19 protein-coding genes and 1 pseudogene are annotated in these 19,290 nt (G+C 69.7%); 13 read left to right on the top strand and 7 right to left on the bottom strand.

Going from position 1 to position 19,290, the window contains the following annotated elements; translation table 11 throughout:
• Positions 1 to 134 precede the first annotated feature (134 nt).
• From O7608_RS02950 to O7608_RS02930, 5 genes are all read left to right on the top strand, one after another.
• The gene (locus O7608_RS02950; protein ID WP_289208522.1) at positions 135 to 617 is read left to right on the top strand and encodes a helix-turn-helix domain-containing protein; all 483 of its coding nucleotides are present in this window, start codon (positions 135 to 137) and stop codon (positions 615 to 617) included.
• A complete protein-coding gene (locus tag O7608_RS02945) occupies positions 610 to 975 on the top strand; it encodes a DUF4180 domain-containing protein (RefSeq protein ID WP_289208521.1) in 366 nt (121 codons plus the stop codon). Before O7608_RS02950 ends, O7608_RS02945 begins: the two co-directional genes overlap by 8 nt.
• Positions 976 to 1,391: 416 nt before the next feature.
• Complete coding sequence (locus O7608_RS02940) at positions 1,392 to 1,760, top strand: type II toxin-antitoxin system RelE/ParE family toxin (RefSeq protein WP_289208520.1); 369 nt, start codon at positions 1,392 to 1,394, stop codon at positions 1,758 to 1,760.
• The gene (locus tag O7608_RS02935) at positions 1,757 to 2,197 is read left to right on the top strand and encodes a helix-turn-helix domain-containing protein (RefSeq protein WP_289208519.1); all 441 of its coding nucleotides are present in this window, start codon (positions 1,757 to 1,759) and stop codon (positions 2,195 to 2,197) included. The genes O7608_RS02940 and O7608_RS02935 overlap by 4 nt, the downstream gene beginning before the upstream one ends.
• Positions 2,198 to 2,201: 4 nt before the next feature.
• Positions 2,202 to 2,705 carry a hypothetical protein gene (locus O7608_RS02930; RefSeq protein WP_289208518.1) on the top strand — a complete coding sequence of 168 codons (504 nt, stop codon included), beginning with the start codon at positions 2,202 to 2,204 and terminating at the stop codon, positions 2,703 to 2,705.
• Positions 2,706 to 2,928: 223 nt separating this feature from the next.
• Here O7608_RS02930 and O7608_RS02925 read toward each other — a convergent pair whose 3' ends face one another.
• Entirely contained in the window at positions 2,929 to 3,450 is a 522-nt protein-coding gene (locus tag O7608_RS02925; protein WP_289208517.1) for an NUDIX domain-containing protein, read from the bottom strand.
• 313 nt (positions 3,451 to 3,763) lie between these two features.
• Between O7608_RS02925 and tnpC the strand changes: the two genes are divergently transcribed.
• On the top strand, positions 3,764 to 5,167 hold the full coding sequence (tnpC, locus tag O7608_RS02920) for an IS66 family transposase (protein WP_289208516.1): 1,404 nt from the start codon (positions 3,764 to 3,766) through the stop codon (positions 5,165 to 5,167).
• Between the two features lie 48 nt (positions 5,168 to 5,215).
• Here the strand turns inward: tnpC and O7608_RS02915 are convergent, their stop codons facing one another.
• A complete protein-coding gene (locus O7608_RS02915) occupies positions 5,216 to 6,454 on the bottom strand; it encodes an NsdA family TPR-like regulatory protein (protein WP_289208515.1) in 1,239 nt (412 codons plus the stop codon).
• Between the two features lie 391 nt (positions 6,455 to 6,845).
• On the opposite strand from O7608_RS02915, the gene O7608_RS02910 reads away from it, so the two are divergent.
• The 3 genes from O7608_RS02910 (at position 6,846) to O7608_RS02900 (ending at position 9,332) form a co-directional block, all read left to right on the top strand.
• Positions 6,846 to 7,097: a hypothetical protein gene (locus O7608_RS02910; RefSeq protein ID WP_289208514.1), complete on the top strand. Its 252-nt coding sequence runs from the start codon at positions 6,846 to 6,848 to the stop codon at positions 7,095 to 7,097.
• Between the two features lie 73 nt (positions 7,098 to 7,170).
• The gene (locus O7608_RS02905; RefSeq protein ID WP_289208513.1) at positions 7,171 to 7,563 is read left to right on the top strand and encodes a DivIVA domain-containing protein; all 393 of its coding nucleotides are present in this window, start codon (positions 7,171 to 7,173) and stop codon (positions 7,561 to 7,563) included.
• Positions 7,560 to 9,332 (top strand): hypothetical protein, encoded by a 1,773-nt coding sequence (locus tag O7608_RS02900; protein ID WP_289208512.1) that lies wholly within the window; start codon positions 7,560 to 7,562, stop codon positions 9,330 to 9,332. Before O7608_RS02905 ends, O7608_RS02900 begins: the two co-directional genes overlap by 4 nt.
• A gap of 10 nt (positions 9,333 to 9,342) precedes the next feature.
• Here O7608_RS02900 and O7608_RS02895 read toward each other — a convergent pair whose 3' ends face one another.
• Positions 9,343 to 10,038 carry a VIT1/CCC1 transporter family protein gene (locus O7608_RS02895; RefSeq protein ID WP_289208511.1) on the bottom strand — a complete coding sequence of 232 codons (696 nt, stop codon included), beginning with the start codon at positions 10,036 to 10,038 and terminating at the stop codon, positions 9,343 to 9,345.
• 241 nt (positions 10,039 to 10,279) lie between these two features.
• Here O7608_RS02895 and O7608_RS02890 point away from each other — a divergent pair, with 241 nt between their 5' ends.
• Complete coding sequence (locus O7608_RS02890) at positions 10,280 to 10,735, top strand: hypothetical protein (RefSeq protein WP_289208510.1); 456 nt, start codon at positions 10,280 to 10,282, stop codon at positions 10,733 to 10,735.
• An 18-nt stretch (positions 10,736 to 10,753) separates the two neighbouring features.
• Here the strand turns inward: O7608_RS02890 and O7608_RS02885 are convergent, their stop codons facing one another.
• A complete protein-coding gene (locus tag O7608_RS02885) occupies positions 10,754 to 11,377 on the bottom strand; it encodes a response regulator transcription factor (RefSeq protein WP_289208509.1) in 624 nt (207 codons plus the stop codon).
• The gene (locus O7608_RS02880) at positions 11,374 to 12,513 is read right to left on the bottom strand and encodes a sensor histidine kinase (protein ID WP_289208508.1); all 1,140 of its coding nucleotides are present in this window, start codon (positions 12,511 to 12,513) and stop codon (positions 11,374 to 11,376) included. Before O7608_RS02880 ends, O7608_RS02885 begins: the two co-directional genes overlap by 4 nt.
• Positions 12,514 to 12,647: 134 nt before the next feature.
• On the opposite strand from O7608_RS02880, the gene O7608_RS02875 reads away from it, so the two are divergent.
• Both O7608_RS02875 and O7608_RS02870 read left to right on the top strand, forming a co-directional pair.
• A complete protein-coding gene (locus tag O7608_RS02875; RefSeq protein ID WP_289208507.1) occupies positions 12,648 to 13,538 on the top strand; it encodes an ABC transporter ATP-binding protein in 891 nt (296 codons plus the stop codon).
• 53 nt (positions 13,539 to 13,591) lie between these two features.
• Positions 13,592 to 14,311, top strand: a complete 720-nt coding sequence (locus O7608_RS02870) for a hypothetical protein (RefSeq protein ID WP_289208506.1) — start codon at positions 13,592 to 13,594, stop codon at positions 14,309 to 14,311.
• Positions 14,312 to 14,331: 20 nt separating this feature from the next.
• On the opposite strand, the gene O7608_RS02865 is transcribed toward O7608_RS02870, so the two are convergent.
• The gene (locus O7608_RS02865; RefSeq protein WP_289208505.1) at positions 14,332 to 16,089 is read right to left on the bottom strand and encodes a glycoside hydrolase family 3 protein; all 1,758 of its coding nucleotides are present in this window, start codon (positions 16,087 to 16,089) and stop codon (positions 14,332 to 14,334) included.
• A 136-nt stretch (positions 16,090 to 16,225) separates the two neighbouring features.
• Between O7608_RS02865 and O7608_RS02860 the strand changes: the two genes are divergently transcribed.
• On the top strand, positions 16,226 to 17,410 hold the full coding sequence (locus tag O7608_RS02860; RefSeq protein WP_289208504.1) for a glycosyltransferase: 1,185 nt from the start codon (positions 16,226 to 16,228) through the stop codon (positions 17,408 to 17,410).
• 53 nt (positions 17,411 to 17,463) lie between these two features.
• On the opposite strand, the pseudogene O7608_RS02855 reads toward O7608_RS02860, so the two are convergent.
• Positions 17,464 to 19,266: pseudogene (locus tag O7608_RS02855) on the bottom strand (glycoside hydrolase family 15 protein); the annotation flags it as partial.
• Positions 19,267 to 19,290: the final 24 nt, after the last annotated feature.

Raw genomic sequence — 19,290 nt, 5'->3', positions numbered from 1 at the left:
AATCGAGGGCGACCGCCGGTGACCGGCTGCGATCGGCCGCGACCGGCGGCGACGGGTGGTGCCGACGCATCGCACAAAGGCGGCCGTACGCTAAACTTCTCTTTCCGCATCTAAGAGAATGACGATAGGGACTGATGAGTACGCAGTGGCTCTCCGTCGAGCAGGTCGCGGAGCGGCTCGACCTGCACGTGCGTACGGTGCGTGGCTACATCCGTGGCGGCCGGTTGTCGGCCGTACGGATCGGGAAGCAGTACCGGATCGCGCAGGCCGACCTCGACGCCTTCACCGGCCGATCACCGAAAGTGAGCGAACCGGGTCGCCCGGTCGTCGAGGTGTCGGCGGTCGTCGACCTCGACGGCGTCGATGCCGCCGCCGCCGACCGGCTCGCCACCCTGCTCGTCGCCGGGGCGCAGGGCGGCAGCGGGGCGTCGGCCGAGCCGCCGCTGCGGCTGCAGACCGGGTACGACCCGGCGCGCGCCCGGTTGAAGATCGTCGTCTTCGGCGGCCCGGCTGACGTCGCGGCGATCCTGTCCACCATCGACCTGATGACGAGACCGGGCAGCGGCATGTTCCACCCGAGCACTGCTGAAGGGACGGGGGATGACGGCGATGGCTGACGAGATCATCGAGGTGGCCGGCGTACCGGTGCTGGTCTGCGCCGCCGACGGGCCGCCGATCGCCAGCGAGCAGGACGCCCTCGACGTCATCGGTGCAGCCTTCGCCGGTGCCGACGTCGTCGCCGTCCCGGTCGAGCGGCTGGACGGCCGTTTCTTCGCCCTGCGTAACGGGGTCGCCGGCGGCATCATGCAGAAGTTCGTCAACTACCGGCTGCGGCTGGTCGTCGTCGGCGACATCGCGGCATACACGGCGGGCAGTACGGCACTGCACGACCTGGTGACCGAGTCGAACCGGGGCCGGCAGGTCTGGTTCGTCGACGACCTCGACGCCCTCGCCGCCCGGCTCGCTGGCAGTTGACGCCAGTTACAGGTGACGATAATTGATCAACTGTGATGGGGAGTGGCGACAGCCCGCAAGGCTGGCCTTGGTGCCGAGGAAGATCAGCAGACCCGGTGTTGACGAACTCCATCATGATTGCTGCATATGCGCATGAGGCCCGGGGCGATCACCTGCCACTCGACGATTCCGGGATAGCAGGGACACCTCCAACTTTCGGGCGGGCCATCGAGCCGTTCGCCTATGGACGGTCGCTGATCGATCGACAGGGGGCGACAGGCTGCCTGCTATCGATCTACGCTGCGTAAGCCCAAGGAGGCACGAAGTACTTGAAACTCTGGTTTGTATGACCCCTAGGAGGTACAGTCTTGACTGTACTTGGCCGCACCACCTGCGAAGACTGTGGGCGCACCTGCTACCAGCGAGGAGGGCGTTTGATGGTAGAAGGGGCAAGACTCTCTTCGGGGAAGGTGCTGGTGGAAGAGTTCTTCGAATCGCTAGCGGGTAGGAAATTCCGGGACGGCCTGCGAAGAGTGTCCGGGATGGACCTTCTTGCGGCGATTGCCCTGCGATTTGAGGATCTGGCGAGGACTGGGACTCTTCCGATCCCGAGGGAACTCAATGAGTTACGGTCTGATATTTGGGAAATAAAAGCCGAGAGGGTGAGGTTGCCCTTCTATTGGACGCAAATTCCTTTTGCGAGCAGGGCGATACGATTAACTCACGGCTTCATAAAGGCCACCGCAAAGACGCCGCGTAAGGAGATCGATTGTGCTATCTGGGTCCGAAAGGAGGATTTAAAATGAGCTATCTTTACGACCGGCTTTCGTCAACGAGGGAGGGAAGCCGCGCGTTGTCGGCGGCGAGACTCAGGTATCAAGTACTCAAAATCCTTCACCGATCTTTGGAGCGATCGGGATTGACGCAGGTGGAATTGGCAAGAAGACTTGGAGTTCGCAAGTCGGCAGTGAATCAGGTTTTCCGTAGTGATGGCAACCTTCGGGTGTCGACTCTCGCCGAGTATCTTCATGAAATGGGAAGTGAGTTGGCGATCGAGGTCGTAAAAGTTGGGACGCAGAGATCGGCTGCTGTCGAAGAAATGGATCGTGAGTGGCGCGCGTCTAGGCAAAAAGTCGAGTCGTATTCGTCGCCCTCCCGGTTGTCGCCGGTCGAGTTGGAGGCCATCGACTGGCGCTCCGCATCCACGTCGAAGTTGTTCCAATCCTTCGCTACGGCTGATTGAGTAGATGCGGATTCTCATGTCAGGAAATGATCAAACTGTGCTCGACGAAATATCTAGTCGAGTTGAGCTGGGAAATATCTTCTTTACGCGACTGTCGGCTGACTTGAAGCAACTGCGTCATGTTGAGCGCATGGGAATAGAAGTAGAGGTTTCCTACGCGATCCGGTCAAATAAATTGCTCTACAGATTCAAGGTTAAATGTGAACTTTACGGAAATTCGTCGAGTGCGGCTCGTGGTGAAGTGGCTCATCCAGAAGCTGACTCGGTTGAACTCGCTCGCATAGAGCTTGATCTTGTTTCTGAGTATATGCCGGAAAAGGACTTCCAGCTACCGGGATCTGAAGTTCTGGAGGAGTTTGGAGATAAAATAGCGGTTTATGTTGCATACCCGTATATAAGAGAGGCTGTAAGCTCTATGACGCTGCGACTAGGTTTTCCTGCCCTAACTTTGGGATTGCTTCAGGATGGCCAAAGGGTGCCGTCGTCAGCAACGGGAAGAAGGCCTTGACTTGATGGCTGATTTGGGCTTGAGTATGGTGGTGCAGCTTTCCGTGAAGGCTGGTGCAGCCTGCTGAAGCTAGGCTCACGGCATGACAACTGCTGGAAAGCGTTGAGTGGCGTATCCTTGTTTTGGTGCCGCTAGCTACGTTTAGTCGGCAGGCGCGATGAGAGTGCTATCGATTATCCAACCTCGCCGGTGCGCGGTAGCGACTTTTAAGGCGTTTCATGCGCTATCTCATGTACCCATTCTGGATATAAAGCATGTCCCCGCTCCCCAGTGCATCGAGCGCTACGGCAACGCGTCGCCAGACGTAGGGCCGGAGCCGCTGCTGTGCCTGTTCCGGCGTACAGAACTCGAACGCAGCCAGCTCGGTATCCGAGATCTTGAGTCCGGCAATCTGCTCATCGGTCAGCTCGCCGCCATCGAAGATGAACGAGAGTAGGTCGTCCCAGGGGCCGTGTGGTGCTACCCAATCGACCACCAGCAGCCTGGCTATATGCACGTCCAGGCCGAGTTCTTCTCGGAGCTCGCGGCGAACGGCATCATGGGGCGGCTCGTTGGCTTCCGCCATGCCGCCGGGCAGGTCCCAGTCCGGCTTGTACTGCGGGTCAACGAGGAGGATCCGTCCCTTCCGGTCCCGGATGAGTGCGTCAGCACTTACACGCTTGCGTGGCTGTTTGGCGTTGCCTTCCGCCAGATGCGCCCGCCACGCCTCCGGGTCACGCTCATACAGCGGAGCATCATCGCTCACGATCTCTCCCCAAGCCTCGATGGCCCGCTACGTTCGTCCTGGGTACGCCACTGGTATAGCCACGCCCGCTCACGTAGCGCCTCATCAAGGCAACTCAGGAACTCGGCCACTACCCGAGCACTCCGGTGTGGCTCGAGCAAACGCCTGAGATCAAGAAGCTGCTGGACGACGATATAGGAACCTAGCTGCCGGGTAGCGTCCAGCACCTCTTGAGCGACGGCACAAGCTTCCTCGGGCCTACCCTGGGCGTGACTGGATAGGTTCCTGATCCCGGTGATGCTGTCTGCTGTGGAGGCTGGTAGGTTGACCAGCCATGCCCGCCGATCCGCCGCCGTCGTATGACGAGTTGTTGGCGTTGAACGCCGGGCTGGCCGCACGGCTGGAGCAGGCGCTGACGCGGATCGCTGAGCTTGAGGCCCGGTTGAAGCAGTCGTCGAGCAACTCGTCGAAACCGCCGTCGAGCGACGGGCTGGCCAAACCGGCGCCGAAGTCGCTGCGGGGCCGTTCGGGTCGCCGGCCGGGCCGCCCCACCGGGGGCGAGGGCACCACCCTGTCCCAGGTGGCCGATCCGGACGTGATCGTCCGGCACGTGCCGGACATCTGTGGCGGCTGCGGTGACGGCCTGACCGACCCCGCCGAGGTGACGGTCACCCGCCGGCAGGTGTTCGACATCCCCCAGCCCCGGGTCGTGGTGACCGAGCACCAGATCGTCACCGTCGCCTGCCCGTGCGGGCACCACACCACCGCCGCGACACCCGCCGGGGCCACCGCGCCCGCCGCCTACGGACCACGGATCGCCGCGATCGGCGTCTACCTGCTCCACGGACAGTTCCTGTCCATCGGCCGCACCGCCGACGCGATCCGTGACCTGTTCGGCCTGCCCGTCGCGCCAGCCACCATCACCGCCTGGGTCACCCGCACCGCCCTCGGCGTCATCGACACGGTGCTCCCCGTCATCCGCGACCGCATCAAGAACGCGCCGGTCGCGCACTTCGACGAGACCGGCATACGCGTCGACGGCCGCCTCGCCTGGCTGCACTCCGCCTCCACACCCACCGACGTGTTCCTCACCGTGCACCGCCGGCGCGGCACCGCCGCAATGGACGACGCCGGCGTGCTACCCGGATACACCGGCACCGCCGTGCACGACGCGTGGGCCCCGTACGACACCTACACCACCGCCCGGCACGCCCTGTGCAACGCCCACGTGCTGCGGGAACTGGTCTACGTGGTCGACACCGCCACCGGGCAGGTCGCCGACCTCGCCGGCCAGGCCATCGACGCCCTGCGGCACCTGAACCGCCTGACGGTCACGGCCCGCGCCGACGGCTGCGAACCCGACCCGGCCGACCTCGCCGAACAGACCCACCTGCTGCGCTCGGCCGTCGTGCTCGGCGCCGCAGCCACCGCCACCCGCACCGACAAGCTGCACCGCAAGTACCACGCCCTGTTCGTGCGACTACGGGACCGACGCGCCGACTACCTGCGGTTCCTCACCGACCCGGCCGTGCCGTTCGACAACAACCCGGCCGAGCGGACCATCCGCATGCCGAAACTCCGGATCAAGGTCTCCGGCAGCATGCGCACCATGACCGGAGCCGAACACTTCGCCGCGATCCGCAGCTACGCCGCCACCGCCACCCGACACGGCATCAACATGCTCGACGCACTCACCCGAGCCGCCGCCGGCAGCCCCTGGATCCCCACAACCGCCTAACCCACCTCGCGCGCTTGCGGTATTCCAAGGTCCCACGCACCTATCCAGTCACCCCTGGGCTACGAGCACAGTCACGAGGATGAGCTGTCCGAATGCGCGACTTCGCGTGCGGTCTCCCGGCCGTAGTTCGACGACCCGCTCGGCCTGCCGTTTCGCCTGGCCTAGGTCGCCAAGCTGGCGCAAGCACCGGGCGGCCTCGTTGGCCAGCGAGCCTTCATCGAAGTGGCTGACCCACGGCGACCGTTCCTCGGCCGGCTCTGCTTCAAGCACCCGCTCTGCCTCAATGAGGTGCTGTGCGCAGTCGTCCGGTTGTCTCAGCGCGGCGAAGGCACGGGCTTGCATCGCGAGGAGGCGAGCTTCGAGTTCGGGCGACCGCGGACCGCACGACAGCGTCTCACGGCCTCGTCGTGCGTATTGGAGAGCGTCGACCGGTTTGCCCCGATGGTGCGCGAGGTGGCTCAGGCTGGCGAGGATGTGCACGCCGAGCTGCCGGTCGTTTCCGAGTTTGACCAGTTCGAGTGAGCACGCAAAGTGCTGTTCGGCGGCCTGGTCCCGACCGGCGTCGTGAGCCATCCACCCGGCCATCTCGGTCAAGGCGGCTGCGGCCGTGAACGCCAACTGCCCATCGCTGCTCTGGTCGACTCCGAACATGCATGGTGCGACTTCGGCTTGCAGGTACTGTACGACCGTAGCGTAGAGGTGACCGCCGCCGACTTGGCGGTCCGCCGCTCGGAACGACTGCATTGCGGACGCGTAGCCATTGCCACGAACCTGCGGCAGGCCGGACGACGGAGGCTGAAGCAGGGCCGGTGCCGGCACTGCTTGTCTCGGTACTGCCTCCACCTTCGTATCGACCATACGAGAGTCGTCGCTCGCAGACGATGTGCTGGGCAGCTTGAACCACAGAAGCTGTTCAGGAATCCTGAGCGTGCGGACCCAGTGCGTCAGGCTGTCGAGATGTCGAACCGGCGGGCCGTTCTCGATGCGGCTGATCTGGGCTTGTGTCAGGCCGAGCCATCCGCCGACGACGCTCTGCGGAACGCCATCCTTTCCGTAGAAGGCGATGTTCTTTGGGTGCTTGCGGTACGCGCGCGAGACGTGGCCGATGTGCTGCGCTCGGAACGCGTCCCGGAACTGATCGGTATCCCAGAAGTCATCCGGCGACTCCGGCGGCTGGATGGCGAACGCGCGCGCCTTCGCCTGACACGGCGCGCACCGCTCGCTCTTGTTGTCTCGGGCGAGGCGCGTTCCGCAACGGCAGTAACGCGCCTTGCGGTTCGCGTCCATGATCTTCCTGATCCTCGAAGCGGCATCCTGATCAGCAATTCTAGAGCGGGATCAGCCTACGCGCTGCACCGCATACGCGGCATGTATGGCGTGTATACGCCTGCGGTCATGTCCGGTACGACCGAGCGGCCCCACTATCGATTTACCGGACCTGTCCCCAACCAGGGAGGACGACAAGGTCCAGACTCGACGGCCCTGTGGGCGTACTGCCGATTGAGGCTGCGCGTGCAGGGCGGGCGGCCCGACCTCCGCACCCCCGTTCGGGGTCGGGCCGCCCTTCCACCCGCTCCACCCGAAGACCATGACCGACCAGCGAGCGTGAAAGGCGGTCCTACCGTGCGCGGACTCCTCGACTTCCTCCCCACGAAGCTGCCGGCGGCCCATCGGTAGCGTGCCGGCCGGCCGTTCACCTGCCGATCCCCGGCCCGGTGACGAGCTGGTCATCGATGGGCGGGCGAGTGTGCAGTTCGCGGCCGGCCGAGGCTTCCGGTTCCGGGTGACGACAGTGGACAAGGGCTGGACGTACGACGGCTGGGTCTGGCTCGCCGGCTACGTGCTCGGACCCGGCGGGGAAGCCCGTGAACGCCGCGACATCTTCGTCCAACGCGCCGGCCTGCGCTTCGCACCCCACCGACGCCGCTGACCAGGGCGGCAACACCACGACATGCATCGCACCTTCTCCACCCGTACCCCCTTGATCGAAAGGTGGTCCTGCCGTGCGCAGACTGTTTGACCTGTTCCGCCGGCCGCCGCTGCGCAGCCGCCGGCACCGGCGGCTGCTCGCCGAGTTGGCCGAGCACACCCGCCGCAACGCGGCGCAGGCCGCCGGCCAGCGTCGGCCGGTGCCGAACACCGTCGGTCACTACTACGGCAGGCCGGTGCGGCCGTCGATCAGCCCCGGCATGGTCCGCGACCGCGCCTTCGGCGACCGCGTCCGGCGCGGCTGCGACCCCACCGAGGTACGCAGCTTCCTGCACCTGGTTGCCGACGAGCTGACCGCCCTGCGCGCCGAGCTGCGCTCCACCCAGGACGAGAACCTACGGATCAAGCAGGCGCTGCGGGACTGGCAGTCGGAGCAGTTCCAACAGTTCCAGGCAGGGGCGGCGTGACCGGGGTCAACGCCACTCCGGCCGGCCCGGTCCACGTCATCGGGTACGGGTCGCAGCGTCGGCGGGCGCAACTCGTCTTCACCGTCGCAAACCTGGACACCGGGGCGGTCGCCTCCACCAGCCTCGTCCCCGGATCGTTCACGCCGATCCACACCCCGGGCGGCACGTGGTGGCTGCCGTACGCCCCGATCGTCACCGACCTGGCCACCCACGCGGGCGTGGCCGCATCGACGCTGCGCGACCCGGACTTCCCCGACGAACCGGGCCGACTGCCGTCGTCCGGGCTGACGCTGCCGATCCAGTGGCAGCCCGACATCCCGGAACAGGACCGCCGGAAGTGGGAAGCCGTCGCGCTCGCCGACCGGCGCAGCACACCGTGGCTGGTCCTGATCGGCCGCAGCAGCGAACCGCCGCCGCCGGGGGAGCCGGCCAGGCTGCTGGGCCGGCTGTGTGCGCTCGCCGATCAGCTGCACGTCGACCTGGTCCTCGAAGCGCGGCCCAGCTCCATCGGGCGCGGGCTGAGCTGGGACGTACGGTTCGAGCTTGCCGGCGGCGCGGTGCCCGACTATCAGCACCGGTGGATCGGGGACCTGCCGACGGCGCTCGCCACCATCCCCGCCGACCGGGCCGCGACCGGCCTGACGGTCGCCAACGCGGGACTGCCCGCCCACTACCTGACCGAGGGTGCGCTCACCCCGGCTGCGGTGCCGGTCGGGCTCGACGGCCACCCCGGCGGCCACGACCTCGACCAGCTCGAACGCCGGATGCTCGCCGACGCCGAGCAACACGGCGGGGCGCAGGCCATCTGGCGCAACCGGCACTGGTGGCACACCGGCCTGCGACCCGCCGACACCGCCGGCCGGTTCGTACGCGGTTGGGAGCCACCGCGCCCGGCGTACTGGGGCGAGCAGATCCCCACCCACCCCTGCCAGCGCTGCACCAACCCAGCCGGCGCGGCTGATCCGCCGTACTGCACCGACTGTTACGGCGCCCGGCGGGTCCGGCGCGGCGCGGTGCTGACCGTCACCGACCTGCGCGGCCGGACCGTGCACCGCAACTGGCGACCCGACGACGGGCAGCAGCACCAGCCGCCAACGCGGACGCACACCGACCAGCCGTCCGGTAGCACGGTGTGGCAGCTCAGCGAGCACTACCAGGTCGGCCCGCTCGCGGCCGGCTTCGGCGTCGAGCCGACCGACCTGACCGACATCGACGGCGAACACGTCATCGACCAGCACCTGCGCAACGGCGTCAGCCAGCTCGCCCACACCGGCGGCGACCCGGTCGACGCGTACCTCGGCGAAGTCGCCGCCACCCACGACGGCGCCCGCGTCATGGTCCTGGCCACCGACTGGCCCGGCCCCACCCTCGACGAACTCGCCGCCGTCGTGCGCGGCCTCGGCCTCGCGTTGGACGTCACCGTCACCGACCACCGCCACAGCGTCGGCCGACCTGAACTGCTGCAAGGCCACACCTGGTCGGTCCGGGTCATCGACCCGGCCACCCCGCTGACTGTCGACCCGCTGCCCACCAGCGCCTGCCTGCCCGAAGCCGTCGCGCTCTGCCACCGCTACCTGCACGGGGCACTGCGCGCCACCGTCCCCACCGACCCCGAACAACCGATGTGCGTCCCACAACAGCCGGCGACGACCGGTCCCGGTCCCGACGTGGCTGGCCTCATCACCGAGGTACGCCGCCTTGCCGCCGCCCACCCCGGCGAACCTGCCACCGTCCGGCTCCTGTTTCCCACGGACAGGGCCAGCGGTTGAAACGGTCCGCTCAGAGCACCGTCGCGCCGACCAACTGCCCGATGGCGAAGGTGACTGCCATGGCCAGGGCCCCACCGGCCACAAGCCGGACGACCGCCCGACCCACGCGGGCCGAGCCGAGGCGCGCGCTCACCGCACCCGTCACCGCGAGGGTGAGCAGCACGACGACGAACGTCACGGGCACCCTCGCGTCGGGTGGCGGCAGCAGGATCGCGACGAGCGGCAGCAGCGACCCCAGGGTGAAGGCGATCGCCGAGGCGGCAGCCGCGTGCCAGGGGTTGGTCAACGACTCCGGGTCGATCCGCAACTCGACGTCGGCGTGCGCGGCGAATGCGTCCTTTGCGGTCAGCTCCTCCGCCACCAACCGGGCGGTCCCGGCGGTCAGACCCTTCGCGACGTACAGCTCGGTCAGCTCGTCCAACTCCTGCTCGGGGAAGCGTTCGAGCTCCATGCGCTCCTTCGCCAGCAGCGCCCGTTCGGAGTCACGTTGGCTGCTGACCGACACGTATTCGCCCAGGGCCATGGAGACGGCTCCCGCCGCCACCCCCGCGACCCCGGCGGTCAGGACCGGACCGGTGGCGACGGTCGCACCGGCCACGCCCACGACGAGCCCCGCCGTCGACACGATGCCGTCGTTGGCACCCAGCACCCCGGCCCGTAACCAGTTCAACCGGGTGGAGATCCCGGCGCCGTGCGGCTCGTCCACGTGGGCCACACCGGACCGACCGGCTCCCGTACCTTCGGCATTCATTCGGATCACCTGCCACCGCAACCGTACGGCGGGCGTCGAGCCACGGCAACGAAGCCAAGCCTGTGCTACCTCAGTGGACCGACGGTGCAGTTGTGCCTGCCGGTACAGCCGTGACTGGCCGCCGGGCCTGACTGGGCCGTGCCCGGCGGATGCGGTGCCGGGTTAGCTCCCGCAAACAGCGGGTACGCGCGCCGGTATGCGGCGAATCTGGAGCGGGTTGCTGGCCGGTGCCGCCGGCACCAGCGCCCTCAACATGGTCACCTACCTCGACATGGTCGGGCGGGCCCGGCCGGCGAGCAGTACGCCGGAGCGCAGCGTCGGCCGGCTCGCCGACACGTTGCACGTCGACCTCGGTGACGAGCAGACCGCCAGCAACCGGCGGGCCGGTCTGGGGCCGCTGCTCGGCTACGCGACCGGTCTCGGCGCCGCCGCGCTGTACGCGGTGGCCGGCCCCCGGCGGGCCCCGGTCTGGGCGGCGACCGGGCTGCTCGCCGCGTTGGCGATGGCCGGCTCGGACGCGCCGCTGACCCTGCTGAAGGTCACCGACCCACGGCAGTGGAGCGCCGCCGACTGGGCGTCGGACATCGTGCCGCACCTGGCGTACGGCCTGGTCGCCGCCGCCGTGCTGCACCGGCTGCAGCACCGCGACTGACCGCGTACCGCCGGCTTTTCAGAGCCAGTCGTGCTCGCGGGCGTAGCGGGCCGCGTCGTGCCGGGTCCGGGTCTGGGTCTTCTGCATCGCGTTGGACAGATAGTTACGGACGGTGCCCTCGGCGAGGTGGAGCCGGACAGCGATGTCGGCCACCGAGTAGCCGTCGCCGGTCGCCCGCAGCACGTCGACCTCCCGGTCGGTAAGTGGGCAGTCGTCGATGACGGCGAGCGCGGAGACGTCCGGATCGACCCACCGCTTGCCCGCGTGCAGGGTGCCGATGACCGAGGCGATGTGCGCAGGCTCCGCCGACTTGCTGACGAAGCCCTGGACGCCGAGGCGGAGAGCCTTCCGGAGCACGCCCGGTCGGGCGTGCCGGGTCAGCATCAGGATGACCTGTTCGGGCCGGACCTGCCGGATCTGGGCGACGGCGCCGAGCCCGTCCACGCCGGGCATCTCCAGGTCGATGACGAGGACGTCGGGCCGGTGCTGCAGGGTCGCGGCGACGGCCGACGTGCCGTCGGCGGCCTCGGCGAGCACGGTGATGTCGCCTTCGAGCGGCAGCAGCGCGGCCATCGCCTTGCGCAGCAGCACCTCGTCGTCGGCGAGCACCACGGTGGTCGGTGGGGCGTCGGCCTGCGTCATCGATCCTCCACGGGTGCTCCGGCCGGCGCACCGGGGCCGGGGCGCGGGAAGGTGGCGGCGGTCAGGAAACGTCCGTCGGTCTGCTCCACGGTGAGCTCACCGGCGCTGCCGGCCACCCGTTCGCGCAGCGTGGCCAGGCCGTGCAGCTCGGGCAGCGGGCTGGATGGCGCGCCGTCGTTGACGACGGTGATGCCCGATCCGGTCAGGGTGATCTTCACCTGGGTGGCCTGCGCGTGCCGCAGGATGTTTGTCGTCGTCTCGCGCAGGACCTGGCCGAGCAGTTCGTCCGCGTGGGTGTCGACCTCGGCCTCGCGGTCGACGTGGACCCGGATGCCGGCGGCTTCGAACAGGTTCTTGGCGTTCTCCAGCTCGGCGGAGAGGTTGAGCCGCCGCTGTGCGTAGGCGAGTTCCTTGGTCTGCTTGATCGTGTCGCTGACCAGCGAGTAGATCTCCCGCAGCTCGTTGTCGGCCCGGTCGGGGTCGCTGCGGACCAGTTTGCGGGCCAGCGCGATCTTCAGCTTCGCGACGTGCAACGTGTGGCCCTGGATGTCGTGCAGGTCGCTGGCGAACCGGACCCGCTCCCGGAAGACGGCCAGCTCCGCTTCCCGCCGGCGGGACTCCTGCAACTCGTCGACGACGTCGTAGAACCGCTTGTTCGGAAACATCAGGCCGGTGACCACCGCGACCGCACCGGCGGGAAGGACGACGTACTGCAGGAGGACGTCGGAGACGCTCTCGGACGACACCAGCAGCCGCGTCGCGCCGACCGCCGCGACGTAGCCGACGAGACCGACGGCCGCCGCGGCCCGGTACCGCTTCAGATAAGGAACGACGAGGGAGCCCACGAGGGCAAGGCCGTAGGAGGCGCGCGGGCTGTCGATCACCAGTACGCCGAGCGGCCAGACGACGGCGGTGACGATCAGACAGTACGGGGCGAACCGGGGCAGATCACGTGCCGTCCACCGTTCGAAGGCCACCAGCGCCGCGACCACACCCGAGGCCAGGATGACCGCGTCCCACCAGGTGCGGGAGTCCGCCACCACCACGACAGCCCCGCCGACGGCGAGCGGCGGGACCAGCATGACGAGGTTGAGCTTGCGCAGCCGCCGCCGCGTGGGCTCGGTGTGCTCGGGCATCTCCTGAGTATTCGTCCGGATCCGGGCTGGCCACCAGTGACACTACGTCACGGGTTCACCGGCAGGAATGTCATCGCGAAGTGGTGACACGGCCGCACTGACCGGCGGGCGCGGTGAGCGCTGGAATTGACGGCATGTCCACCACACCAGTCATCGACGTCGAACGGCTCAACGTCTCGTACGGCGATTTCCACGCCGTCAAGGACCTCTCCTTCCAGGTACGCAAGGGTGAGCTCTACGCCCTGCTCGGCACGAACGGGGCCGGCAAGACCTCGGCGCTGGAGACCATCGAGGGCCACCGTACGGCGACCTCAGGTGTCGTGCGGGTCTTCGGGCGCGACCCCGGTGACCGCGCGGCCGTGCGACCCCGGACGGGCATCATGCTCCAGGAGAGCGGATTCTCCCCGGACCTCACCGTGCGGGAATCGGTCCGGCTGATCGGCAAACTCAGCCAGCGGGTCGACCACGTCGACCGGGTGCTCGACCTGGTCGGCCTCACCGGCAAGGCCGGCACCCTGGTCGCCCAGCTCTCCGGCGGGGAGAAGCGGCGGTTGGATTTCGCCACCGCCGTGTACGGGGCACCGGAGCTGATCTTCCTGGACGAGCCGACCACCGGCCTGGACATCCAGTCCCGTGACGGCCTGTGGGAGGTCGTCGACAACCTGCGTGCGGACGGGTCGACGGTCGTGCTCACCACCCACTACCTGGAGGAGGCGCAGCAGCGCGCCGACCGGATCGGGCTGATGCACCAGGGCACCCTGCGCCGGGAGGGGACCGTCGCCGAGCTGACCCGGTCCCTGCCGGCCGTGATCAGCTTCGCCCTGCCGGCGTCCGTATCGAGTCCGGCGCTGCCGCTACCGGCCGAGCCGGGCGACGGCGACGCGGTACGCATCGAGACCCTCGACCTTCAGCGGGACCTGCACACCCTGCTGCGCTGGGCGCAGGACCACGACGTGGAGCTGCGTGGCCTCGAAGCCGGGCCGACCCGGCTCGACGACGTGTTCCGCGCCATCGGCACCGACTGACCCCCGCGTCTACTGACCCCGTACCGACCTTCTCCCGAACGGACCGTGTCGCCATGCTCTCCATCGCAGGCAGTGAACTGATCCAGATCTTCCGGAACCGGCTCGTGCTGGTCACGAGCTTCGTCATGCCCGTCGTCGTCAGCGCGTTCTTCATCTACCAGCACGAATCGTTCGCGAGCCTCGGCAGCCTCGGCTACATCGCCGGGGTGGTGGTGTTCACCGTGGGCGCGTTCGGGTTGTACGCCACCACGGTCACCACGTTGGCCTCCCGCCGGCAGAACCTCTTCCTCAAGCGGCTGCGCTCCACCACCGCCACCGACACCACGATTCTCGCCGGCCTGCTCACCCCGGCGACCGTCATCGCCGGAGTCCAGGCCACGGCGATGCTGTCCGTGCTGGGGGTGGTGTCCGACCGGCCGGCGAACGTGCCGCTGCTGGCGGCGGCCGTCGTCGCGACGATGATCATGTTGATCGGTCTGGGCCTGGCCACCGCCGGGCTGACGAACTCCCCCGAGCACGCCCAGGTGACCACGCTGCCGGTCAGTCTCGGCGTCATCGCCGTGACGAGCTGGGTCGGGCTCACCGGCACCGAGGATCTCACCCTGCTGAAGCGGGCCCTGCCCGGCGGCGCGGCCACCGAACTCGTCGTCGACGCCTGGAACGGCGGCGTCGCCGTGGCCGACTCCCTGGTCCTGCTCGCACCCACGCTGGGCTGGGTCGTCGTCGCCCTCGCCCTGGCCGCCCGACTCTTCCGCTGGGAACCGCGCCGCTGACGGCACCGGTGGACTGTCAGTCAGTACGTAAGGCCGTGGCCGTAGCGGAACAACGGGTCCGGGTCGTCGAACGGCGTGTCCGGCTGTCCGGCGAGCACCGCCTGCTGGCTGCGCGGCAGGTCGAACGGCAGCCGGCCGGCCGGCGACGCCTGCCCGGCCAGCACGTCGATCAGCGCGGCGTCCTCGACCCCGAAGCTGACCAGCAGGGCGGCGACCCGGCCGACGAGCGCGGTGAGCACCGCCGGCCGGTCCAGGTAGACGTCCACGACGGTCGGCACCCGCTCGGCGATCGCCAGCACCCGGTCCAGGGCACCCGGTGGATGCTCCAACGGGCCGGCGTGGAAGTACGCCTCGACCGGGCCGGTCCGCCGCTCGAACGGCGCTGCCAGCCGCAGCACCGCCACGTCGGCCTGGCCCGGATCGGTCACCACCGTCCAGCGGGGCGACAGGGCGGCGCGCAGCGGGCCCTCGGCGTACACCCGCAGGCCGGCGGCGAGCGGCAACCGGGCGTACCCGCCCGGCGCGGCATTGTGCAGCAGTGTCACACAGGCCCGCTGGGCGGCCAGCCCGTCGGCGCGGGCCGCCGCGTTGCCGACCTCCTGCGCCGCCTGCTCCGGGTCGACGTACCGGTGGTCGAACAGCCCGAGACGCACCTTGCCGGCCAGGATCCGGGTGGCCGATTCGTCGACCCGGTCCTCGGTGACCTGGCCGGTGCGGACCAGGTCGACCACCAGGTCCGGGCGGGCCTCACCGCCGAACTGGTCGACCCCGGCGTGCAGCGCGGTACGCAGCCGCTGCGCCGGGTCGAGATGCTCGACGCCCCAGGCGCGGGCGGGTCGGTGTTCACCCCGGAAGCAGGCGTCGGTCAGCACCCCCCAGTCGGCGCAGATCACCCCGTCGAAGCCGAGCTGGCGGCGCAGCAGGCCGGTCACCACCTCGTGGTTGAAGGCGAACGCGACCGGCGGCAGCTCGGTGCCGACCGGCAGCCCGTAGCCGAGCATGACCTGCGCGGCACCGGCCCGGACGGCGGCCACGAACGGCGCCAGGTGGGCGGCGAGGCGGCCACCCGGGTAGGCCTGTTCGGCGCCGTACCGGAAATGGGGGTCCTCGCCGGTGCGGACCGGGCCGCCGCCGGGGAAGTGCTTGACCAGCGCGGCGACGCTGCCGGGTCCGAGCGTCGGGCCCTGCAACCCCTGCAGGTACGCCACCGTCAGCCGACTGACCAGTTCCGGGTCCTCGCCGAAGGTGCCCAGCACCCGTGGCCAGCGCGGGTCGGTCGCCACGTCGGCCTGCGGGTGCAGCGCGGCCCGGATGCCGACCGCCAGGTACTCCCGGCGGACCGTGTCGGCGTGGCGGCGGACCAGTTCGGGGTCGCCGATGGCGGCCAGGCCCGCCGGCTCCGGCCAGGTCGAGAAGGCACCGGCCAGGGCGGCGGTGTTGGGGTTGGCCGACCGGGCGTGCCGGGGATCGGTGGAGACCGTCACCGGTACGCCGAGCCTGGTCGACGCGGCCAGATCCTGCAGGTGGTTGTGCCAGCGGGCGAGCTCCTCGGCCGACGCGGTACCGACCAGGTTGACGTGGTTGATCCGGCGGCACAGCACCAGATCCTCGGCGGCGAGCAGCCCGGCGTCGGGGTCGGCGGCGGCGAGGGTGCCGCCCGGCCCGATGCCGATCATCGGATGGAACAGCAGGCCCGCCTTCTCCGGCAGGCTCATCCGGGCCAGCAGGTCGTCCACCTGCGGCGCCGAACGGGTAATGGTGCTCGTACGCAGGGTCACCGGGTCGACGCTAGTGCGCGCGGCGGCCGGGGGAGTGGCGGTTGCCCGACGACCGCCGGTTTGGGTCACCGACGGCAGGGAAACCGTGCACCGGCCGACGCGGGGAGCCGCACTCCGACCGGGGCGGGGAGGCACGATGCCGCGACGACGGGTGTTGATCTTCAGCATTCCCAACGAGGGGCACCTGAACATCCTCAAGCGCCTGGTCCGGGACCACCGGACCGAGGAGACGTTCCGGATCGTGCTGGTCGACCGGCAGACCACCGTGCCCCGACTCGGTGACCTGGCCGGGTTGACCGTCGACGTACCGGGGTGCGGGGCCTTCCGCAACACCCCGGCCGACCAGGTGTTCGCCCGGGCGTACCGACTGTTCGGCGAGTGCCTGGCGGCGGGCCGTGACTTCCGTCCGGACCTGGTGGTGTACGACTTCTGCGCGGTGGAGGGCAACCTGGTCGCCCAACGGCTCGGGGTGCCGGCGTGGAGTTCGGTGCCGGGCCTGGTCGGGCCGATGACCGACACCGGCTACCTGCGGCGGGCGCTGGCCTCGCCGGCGAACACGGTGGCGCTGTCCCGGCTGCGCCGGCGGTACGGCGTCGACGTCGACCCCGCCACGGTCGAACTGATCTCGAACAGCCTGCACCTGCCCGGTACGCAGAACATCCTCTGGTCGTACCCGTCGGTGACGCCGCGCGACTTCGGCCGTGGCCGGGCACCGGCCCGGTACCGGTTCGCCGGCTACCTCTCCGACGGCTGGTGCCGACCCGACCGGCCGACCACCCGGCGGCCACTGATCTACCTGTCCTTCGGCACCGAGGTGCTGGACAACCTGTGGCACACCGACCCGCCGCTGGTCGGCGCGCTGCGCCGGTGCCTCGCCGGCCTGACCCGGCACTGGTCCACCGCCGACGTCCAGGTGGTGTTCCCGACCCGGGGCCGGCGGATCCTCGACCGGTACCCGGCGAACTGGACCGTCACGTACGCCGTCGACCAGCAGCAGGTGCTGAGCCGGGCCGACGTGTTCGTCACCCACGGGGGCAGCAACAGTTTCCACGAGGCGGTGCTGGCCCGGGTGCCGATGGTCGTGGTGCCGTTCTTCGGCGACCAGCCGCTGGTGGCCCGGCAGGTGCAGCGGCTCGGGATCGGCATCGACCTGGACGCGGGCGCGGCGACCGACCGGGACGCGGCGCACCGGCTGCTCGACGCCGGCTGCGCCGGCCGGATCGCCGACGCCGTGGCCCGGGTCCTCGGTGACCCGTCCTACCGGGACAACCTGGAGCGGCTACCGCTGGCCGGCGTACTGCCGTCGCCGCTGCCGGTCTGACCGGCAGTGCCGGGGGCAGCCTGACCGGCAGTGCCGGAGCTGGTCTGATCAGCGGTGCCGGCGGCGGCCTGCTCGACCTGGGAGATGGTCCACGCCGCGTTGATCAGACCGATGTGCGACAGCCCCTGCGGGAAGTTGCCGATCAGGCTGTCGTCGCGGCGGTCCACCTCCTCGGCGAGCAGCCCCAGGTCGTTGGCGCAACCGGTGGCCCGGTCGAAGACCCACCGGGCCCGGTCCGGTCGACCGGCCAGGGCGAGGGCCTCGGCCAGCCAGTACGAGCAGATCAGAAAGGCTCCCTCGTCGTCGTCGCCGGTCCAGCGCTGCACCAGACCGTCGTGGCCCAGTTCGCGTTCGATGACGTCGACGGTCGACACCACCCGGGGATCGGTGCCGGGCAGGAATCCCATCATCGGCATGGTCAGCACCCCGGCGTCCAGGTGCGGGGAGCCGAACGCGCCGGTGAACGCCTGTCGGTCGGCGTTCCAACCGTGGGCGAGGACCGCCGCCCGTACGTCCTCGCGGGCCCGCCGCCACCGGCTCACCTCGGCGTCCGCGCCGAGCAGCCCGGCCAGGCGCACCCCACGGTCCAGCGCCACCCAGCACATCAGCTTCGAGGTGACGTAGTGGCGGTCACCTTCCCGGCCCTCCCAGATCCCGGCGTCGGGCTCGGTCCAGCCGGTCGCGGCCCGGTCGGCGACGGTCCGCAGGAACCCGGCGGTGCCCGCCGACAGCCCGCCCAGGTAGTCCCGCATGATCCAGGCGCCGTGCAGCACCTCGCCGAGGACGTCGAGCTGCCGCTGCCGCCAGGCGGCGTTGCCGACCCGTACCGGCCGCGACCCCCGGTATCCGGCGAGGTGGTCCAGGGTGTGTTCGGTCAGGTCCCGCTCACCGCCGACCCCGAACATCACCGGTACGGGCTGACCCGCCGGCAGCCCGTGTCCGTCGGTCGGGACACCCGTGGATCCGGCCATCCAGTCGAAGAACCGTTGCGCCTCGTCCGGGCAGGCGGCCACCCAGAGCGCCTGCATGGTGAAGGCGCCGTCGCGCAGCCACCCGTACCGGTAGTCCCAGTTGGCACCGCCGCCGACCTCCTCCGGCAGCGACGTGGTGGCGGCCGCCACCACCGCCCCGGTCGGCTGGTAGGTCAGCGCCTGCAGCACCAGCGCGCTGCGCCGTACCTGGTCGCGGTAGGGGCCCTGGTAGGTGTGGTGCAGGTCGTCCCAGGACCGCCAGGCGGCGACGGTGTCGGCGAGCGCCTCCGGCGCGAGCGGTACGGCCGGTGGGGCGTCGGCCGGCGAGTGGGCCAGCGTGAATCCGACGGTCTCGCCAGCGGTGAGCCGCAGCCGCGCGGTGGCCCCGCCGTCGACGACGGTCAGCGGCGCGTCGCCGGTGAGGACCAGCCGGTCGGCGCCGCCGGTCAGCCGGATCTGCCGCCCGTCGTCGGTGGCCACCGGCGTGACCAGCCCGTACGACGGCCGGGCCGCCACCTCGACGCGCACCTCCACCGTGCCGGTGAGGGCCTGCACCCGGCGCAGCAACTGGTGCGGCGAGGCCGTCCCGATCTGGTGACCGCGTTCGCCGCCACCCAGGGCCAGGGCGTCGGTGACCCGGACGTCACCCGTCGGGGTGTGGAAGTCGGTCTGCAGCACCATCGTGCCGTCGAGGTAGCGCCGCGACGTCGCGTGCGGGCCGACCGGGGTGATGCTCCAGTGCCCGGCCTGCGGGTCGAGCAGCCGGGCGAAGACGCTCGGTGCGTCGAACCGGGTCGGGCACCACCAGTCGACCGACCCGGCCCGCGACACCAGGGCGGCGCCCTGGCAGTCACTCAGCAGCCCGTAGCCGGCGATGTCGGTCACCTCGTCGGCTACCCCGCCCGTGCC

Source organism: Solwaraspora sp. WMMA2056 (assembly GCF_030345095.1).
In the GTDB taxonomy this organism is placed as follows: Bacteria; Actinomycetota; Actinomycetes; order Mycobacteriales; family Micromonosporaceae; genus Micromonospora_E.
This window is presented reverse-complemented; position numbering and strand designations above follow the sequence as displayed.